General features: G+C 48.7%; 1 protein-coding gene. It reads right to left on the bottom strand.

Going from position 1 to position 7,523, the window contains the following annotated elements; all coding sequences use genetic code 11:
- Positions 1-7,523 (bottom strand): non-ribosomal peptide synthetase (locus BA1DRAFT_RS20815; RefSeq protein ID WP_036783397.1); only part of this gene is annotated, 7,523 nt, incomplete at both ends.

Below are 7,523 nucleotides of genomic sequence, written 5' to 3'. Positions count from 1 at the left end.
TCCGGCAGATAGCGAGCCAAATCCCCGGTGCGGTACATCCGCTCCCCCGGTCTATCACTAAACGGATCTGCTAAGAAGCGTTCAGCGGTCAAATCAGGGCGATTCAGATAACCCCGCGCCACACCCACACCACCAATGTATAGCTCCCCCACCGCCCCCAATGGTACCGGCTGGCCGTCAGCATCTAACAGATAAACCTGGCTGTTGGCTGTTGGATATCCGATAGGGACTAACGCGTCTGTATAGCCTGACGGGCAACGCCAGATCGTGGCACAAACCGTGCTTTCTGTCGGGCCATAAGCATTAAACAAAATTACCCTGTCACATAGCGCCTGAAGCAATACCGCACTGGGCGCTTCACCACACAGTATCACTATTGGCTTTATTGTTAACGTCGGTAAATTGGCCCCATCCTGAAGCAAAGCCGGAGGCAGAGTGATATGCGTTACCGCTTGTTGTTCCAGATAATGCCAGAGACGATGTGGGTCATGACGAACTGTGTCGGCAGCGATAACCAGACTGGCTCCACCTCCTAACGCAATCATGATTTCCCAAATGCTGGCATCGAAACCCAAGGAGGTAAACTGCAATACTCGACTTTCATGATTGATACCGAACTGAGTAATTTTCTCTTGAATTAGGTTAACCAGCCCGCGATGCTCAACCATCACTCCCTTTGGTGTGCCTGTCGAACCTGATGTATAAATCACATAAGCCAGATGCCGTGAGGTCAGTGTTGGTATCGTTGGGTTGCTGTCCAGTTGGTTTACTGATGTATTTGGATCGAGGACAATCACTCCGTCTAACGCTTTTTCCCCCAGTGCTGCATACCCTGCCTTATCAGCCAGGACTATTAACGGCGCTATATCATCCAAGATATGTGCCAAACGAGCTCCCGGATAGGAAGGATCTAGCGGTACATAAGCCCCGCTGGCTTTTAACACGGCCAATATGCTCACTATCATTGTCGGTGAACGAGCCATACAAATTGCGACCCGCTGGTCTGGGATGACACCTAAAACGATCAATTCATGGGCCAGCCGGTTAGCACGGGCATTCAGTTCGGTATAGCTGAGTGTCTGCTCTTCATATATGAGTGCTGTGGCATCAGGTGTTCTCCCCACTTGTTGTTCAAACAACTGGTGAATACATAACTGGTCTGGATAGACGGTTTTTGTCGCATTCCAAGTTTTTAACAATAAGGTCCGCTCTGTTTCCGGCAGAATTTCCAATGTCCTAACCGGCCTGTCCGGTGTGTGTTCCAGCGCTTCCGCCAAACTCTCCAGCGCCTGCTGCATATAATCGCATAGCCGAGCTGACTCAAAGGGCTGCACGACCTGAGCCGTCAGCCCCAGAGCATCCCCAAAATCCTCCACCGACAGGGCAAACGGGTAATTGGTACGTTCCTGCCCACCAAGGAATTCAACACCTTCCATCATGTTATCGATAGCCGCCAGTGGCGCATTATGTCGGTAGTTCAACAGCGTATTGAACAACGGTGTTCCACTGGCAACCCCACTGCAACGTTGAGCCAGTGCCAGTGAGGCATGTTCATGCTCTAGTAGCTCTGCCAACCGACTATGCGCCATTTGTACGCTATTATGTACCGAGGTCTCATCTATATCCAGCCGCAGCGGTAGGGTATTAATAAACAATCCCATCCCGCGGTCAGAGCCTTCCCCTGCCTGCATCCGCCCAAACAGTACCGTACCGAATACTACCTGTTCCTGTCCGCTGGTACGTGATAACACTTGTGCCCAAGCTACATGACACAAAGTAGCTAAACTAATCCCCAAACGTCTGGCTTGACGACGAAGATTATCATTCAGTGTGGTATTTAACATCCTATGTGATTGCGTCACCTTTGTGCCATCGTGATGCACTCCCACCAACCCGAACAGCAGTGTCGGTTCCTGCATATCAGCCAACATATCATTAAAAAAGTTGATATGTTCTTCTGGGCTAATACCTAATTGGATCTGAGCAATCAAATTACGGAAAGGAACTGGAGCAGGTAAGTTACTTTCCTTCCCAGCAAGGTACGCCTGAATTTCACGGTTCAACACTTCCAGTGTTGTGTGGTCACCAATCAAATGATGCAACAGCTCCAACATTCCCCAAGAACCATCCTCTTCCTGCGTCACTACAAAACGTAGTAGCGGTGCCCGACTGAGATCAAGACGATGCTGAGTCGGGTCAAAACATTGAGCTAATTGGTCACACACAGGTCCATTACTTGGATCAAATATCACTTCAGTAACCGACAACGATGCCTGACGCCAGACAACTTGAACTGGAACGGATAATTCTTGCCAGATAAAAGCTGTACGTAGGATATCGTGCCGATCAACCACCCATTGAATTGCTGCAAGATAACGTTCCATCAGAGACCGATTAGCAAAACGCATCTGATTGATTAGCAGGTATGGGTCACCCTTGTTTGCCAACAAATGATGAAACAAAATACCGTCCTGTAACGGTGACAAGGCATAGATATCCTGAATATTAGTGATCCCATCTGGCACCTGTCTGACAATCAAATCAATTTCAGGTTGGGTCAGATTAATCAACGGTAGCATCGTTGGTGTCAGAGTAGTGGTGGTTGGCATGATGATATTGGGAGGCACCACCACAACCCTATGTGTCCCTAATTTCTGGGCCAGTTCGGACAACACCGGAGATTGGAACAGATCACGTACCGCCAACGTTAAACCAAGATTGCACAAGCGTTCAACCATTCGTACAGCAAGCAGCGAATGCCCCCCTAACGCAAAAAAGTTGTCGTACCGGCTAATCTGTCTAATTCCCAACAATTCACACCAAATGGCAGCTAAGGCAATTTCAGTTTCTCCTTGCGGAGTTTCGTAAACCTGGCGAGCAAAGGCTTCCTCACTTGGTGCTGGTAATGCCTGACGGTCTAGCTTGCCGTTCGGCGTTAACGGGAAAGCATCTAAACGGACGAACGCCGCTGGCACCATGTAATCCGGTAAAATGGTACTCAGGTGAGCACGCAGGCTAATCGATAACCTTTCATGAACTTCCGCCACTACATAGGCCACTAACCGTTTATCTGTCTCATTACCCAGTGCCAACACTGCCGCCTCACGTACCGCCGGATGTTCCACCAGACGCGTCTCAATTTCCCCCGGTTCAATGCGGAAGCCACGGATTTTAACCTGCTGGTCATTACGACCCAAGAATTCCAGATTGCCATCCGGCAGATAACGAGCCAAATCTCCTGTCCGGTACATGCGTGCATTCGGTTGATCACTAAAGGGATCTGTCAGGAAACATTCAGCAGTCTGATCAGGGTGATTAAGATAACCACAAGCAACTCCATCTCCCCCCACATAAATCTCACCGATAACACCCGACGGTACCGGCTGACCATAAGTATCCAGCAAATAAACCCGTGTATTCGCTATTGGTCGGCCAATGGGGATCCGGATCCCTCCCTGTACTAATGCCACGATAGGATACATGGTGGTAAAGGTGGTTCCCTCACTCGGACCATAAGCTTGTAATAATTGTTGTGGCGGGCGATTACCCAGAACTTGGGCAATTACATGCAAATCAGGTATATCTCCCCCGAAAATCAGGATCTTTATCTGCGGAAGAACTGGGAATAACTCTACCGCCAGCCGGTTAAACAACCCGATAGTCAGCCACAGTACTGTGATGTGGTGAGCCTGTAAAACCCGTACTAATTCCTGTGGTGTTAATAATGTGGCGTGGTCAATAACCACTAACGTCCCACCATTGAGTAACGGTGCCCAGACTTCAAATGTACTGGCATCGAAAGCCGGATTAGCTGTAAAAGCAACCCGATCATCATGGCTGATTTCGGCATAACCATTATTGATGACTAACCGGACCACTGCGCGATGCGGTACCAACACCCCTTTGGGTGTCCCGGTAGAACCGGAGGTGTACATGATATACGCTAACTCAGTGCTGGAACTCGGTAAATCAGAATTGAGACAATCTTCCTCTCTGCTGGTGTCTGACTCATCCGAGAGACGCAACAGCGGAACAGCTAAATTAGTCGGAATATCCATCTGTATATCGGTGAGCAGCAACCTAGCAAGACAATCATTTATCAACCAGTTTTTCCGCTCATCCGGCACATTGGGATCTATCGGCACATAAACGGCACCAGCTTTAAGAATAGCTAATTGGGCCACCACCAGTTCTATCGATCGTTCTAGCAGAAGTGCAATATGATCACCGGGACACACCCCTTGTTCGATTAACTGACGAGTCAGCCGGTTAGCACAGGTATTCAGCTCCCTATAGCTTAGGGACTTATCTCCGGCTATCAACGCCGTCGCTGCTGGGGTTTTCTCCGCCTGTTGTTCAAACAACTGATGGATACATAACTGATCAGGATACGGTGTTTCAGTCGCGTTCCAGGTTTCCAACAACAGCGTCCGTTCAGTTTCCGGCAGGATTTCCAACGCTCTTATTGGACTGTCCGGTGTCTGTTCTAGTGCCTCTACCAGACTTTCCAATGTTTGCTGCATATAACTGCATATCCGTTCGGGTTCAAACGGTTGTATCACCTGTGCCGTCACCCCCAAGGCATCCCCAAAATCCTCTACCGACAGCACAAAAGGATAATTGGTACGCTCCTGTCCACCAAGAAATTTGATACCCTCCATGATGTCATTAGGAACTACCAGTGGCGTATTATGCCGGTAATTCAACAGCGCATTAAACAGTAGTGTACCACCGGCAATCCCACTGCAACGTTGGGCCAGTGCCAATGAGGCATGTTCATGCTCCAGTAGTTCTGCCAACCGACTATGCGTTGCCTGTACACTGTCCCGTACTGAGGTTTCATCCATATCCAACCGCAGTGGCAGAGTATTAATAAATAATCCCATCCCACGGTCAGCACCTTCCCCCACTTGCATACGTCCAAATAATACTGTGCCAAACACCACCTTTTGTTGTCCGCTGGTGCGTGCCAATACTTGCCCCCAAGCTACATGGCATAACGTCGCCAAACTGACTCCCAAGCACTTCGCTTGAGTACGCAAACGATCATTTAACTCAGTCGTCAATATCTGATGAAATTCTGTAACCTGTGAACCATCATGGTGCACTTCTGTTACCCCAAATGGCAACGTCGGCTCTTCTACCCCGGTCAGCATGTCGGTAAAGAAACGTGCATGCTCTGCCTGGCTAATACCAAGACGAGCCTGCGCCACCAGATTACGGAAAGGTACCGGAGCTGGCAAACTGTCTCCTCGCCCAGCAAAATAGGCCTGAACTTCACTTTGCATCACTTCTAGGGTCGTATGATCACCAATCAAATGATGTAGTAATTCTAATACCCGCCAAGAGCCATCTTCCTCCTGAGCCACCACAAAACACAACAAAGGTGCCTGACTAAGGTCAAGACGATACTGACGGGGATCAAAGCGCTGAATGAGCTGATCACTGATCTTCCCATCAGCTGGATCTAATGTTAGTTCAGTCACAGACAACGGTACCTGACGCCACACCACCTGACACGGAACGGATAAGCCTTGCCAGATAAAGGCAGTGCGCAGAATATCGTGTCGATTAACCACCCACTGAACCGCCGCCAGATAACGATCTAATAACCCCCGATCAGTAAAGGTCATCTGACCTACTGACAGATATGGATCGCCTTCATTGGCCAGCAAATGGTGAAATAGAATACCGTCCTGCAATGGTGATAAAGCATAGATATCTTGGATATTGGCGATCCCGCCTGGCACTTTCCTAATAATGAGATCAATCTCAGATTGGGTTAGATCAATCAGCGGTAACATCTCTGGCGTTATTGTTGTGGTTGTCGACATGATAGCATTGGCAGGCGTTTCCAAAACCCGGTATTGCACTATCACCTTAGCCAGTTTAGCCAGCACCGGAGATTGGAATAAATCTCGCACCGCCAACGTTAACCCTCGGTTACGTAAGCGTTCTACCATCCGCACAGCCAGTAGCGAGTGCCCCCCTAAAACGAAGAAATTGTCATGTCGGCTAATCTGTTCAATACCCAACAAATCACACCAGATAGCCGCTAATATAATTTCCACCTCTCCTTGAGGTGCTTCATAAACCTGACGAGCAAAAGCATCTGCCTCTGGAGCTGGTAATGCTCTACGATCCAATTTGCCGTTCAGCGTCAATGGGAAGGCATCCAAACGGACAAAGGCCGCTGGCATCATATAATCTGGCAATAAGTTACTCAGGTACTCACGTAAGCTATTAACTAATCCATCATTTTCTTGCGCTACCACATAAGCGACCAAACGCTTATTCGGTCCTTCAGCCTGAACTAACACTCGTGCCTCACAGACTTCTGGATGTTGTGTCAATCGGGACTCAATTTCTCCCAATTCTATTCGGAAACCGCGAATTTTGATCTGATGGTCATTACGGCCAATAAATACCAGATTGCCATCCGGAAGGTAATACGCTAAATCCCCAGTGCGATACATCCGCGCATCCGGTTCATCATTAAACGGATCAGCCAAGAAGCGTTCAGCGGTCAAGTCAGGGCGATTCAGGTAACCCCGTGCCACACCCGCACCACCAATATACAGCTCACCCACCGCCCCTAGCGGCACTGGATAGCCATGAGCATCTAGCAGATAAATACGTGTATTGGTCGTCGGACGTCCTATAGGAACCAATGCGTCCGTATAGTCCGACGGGCAAAGCCAAGTTGTGGCGCAAACGGTAGTTTCTGTCGGGCCATAATCATTGAATAGTGTCGCCAGGCCACACAAAGTTTGGAACAATGTCAAACTAGGGGCCTCTCCTGCAAATACTAACGTGGGTTTTATCGTTATTATTGGTAAATCTGCCTCTTTCTCGAACAAAACCGGTGTCAGGAAAGCATGTGTTACCCGTTGTTCTTCCAAATAATGCCAAAGGTGATGCGGATCCTGACGAATCGTGTCGATAGGGATGACTAGACAGGCTCCGCTATTCAATGCCGTCATAATTTCCGAAACGCTGGCATCAAAACCCAATGAAGCAAACTGTAATATCCGGCTAGTTTCATCAACATCAAATCGACCGATTTGTGCCAGAGCTAAGTTAACCACCCCACGATGCTCCACCATTACCCCTTTGGGTGTACCAGTAGAGCCCGAAGTATAAACCACATACGCTAAATGCTGTGACATCAACTCAGGAACCTGCGGATTACTCTCTAATTGTTCAGTCAGAGTATTTGGGTTTAAAATATTAAGTCCTTCAAGAGCTTTTTCACCCAATGCAGCACGCCCGACATCATCTGCTAGCAAAATAACTGGTGCAGCATCGGTCAGAATATGAACTAAACGCTGACTAGAATAAGCTGGATCCAGTGGCACATAAGCCCCACCAGCTTTCAGCACTGCCAGTAGTCCTATCACCATCGCCGGTGAGCGTGTGACACAAATCGCTACTCGTTGATCCGGTTCTACTCCTAACATAATCAGCTGATGTGCCAGCCGATTAGCCCGGGCATTCAGTTCAGCATAGCTGAGTGTCTGCTC

The sequence above is a fragment of the Photorhabdus aegyptia genome (assembly GCF_000612035.1).
GTDB lineage: Bacteria > Pseudomonadota > Gammaproteobacteria > Enterobacterales > Enterobacteriaceae > Photorhabdus > Photorhabdus akhurstii.
The sequence above is the reverse complement of the archived record's forward strand: the minus strand, read 5'-3'. Positions and strand labels throughout refer to the sequence as shown.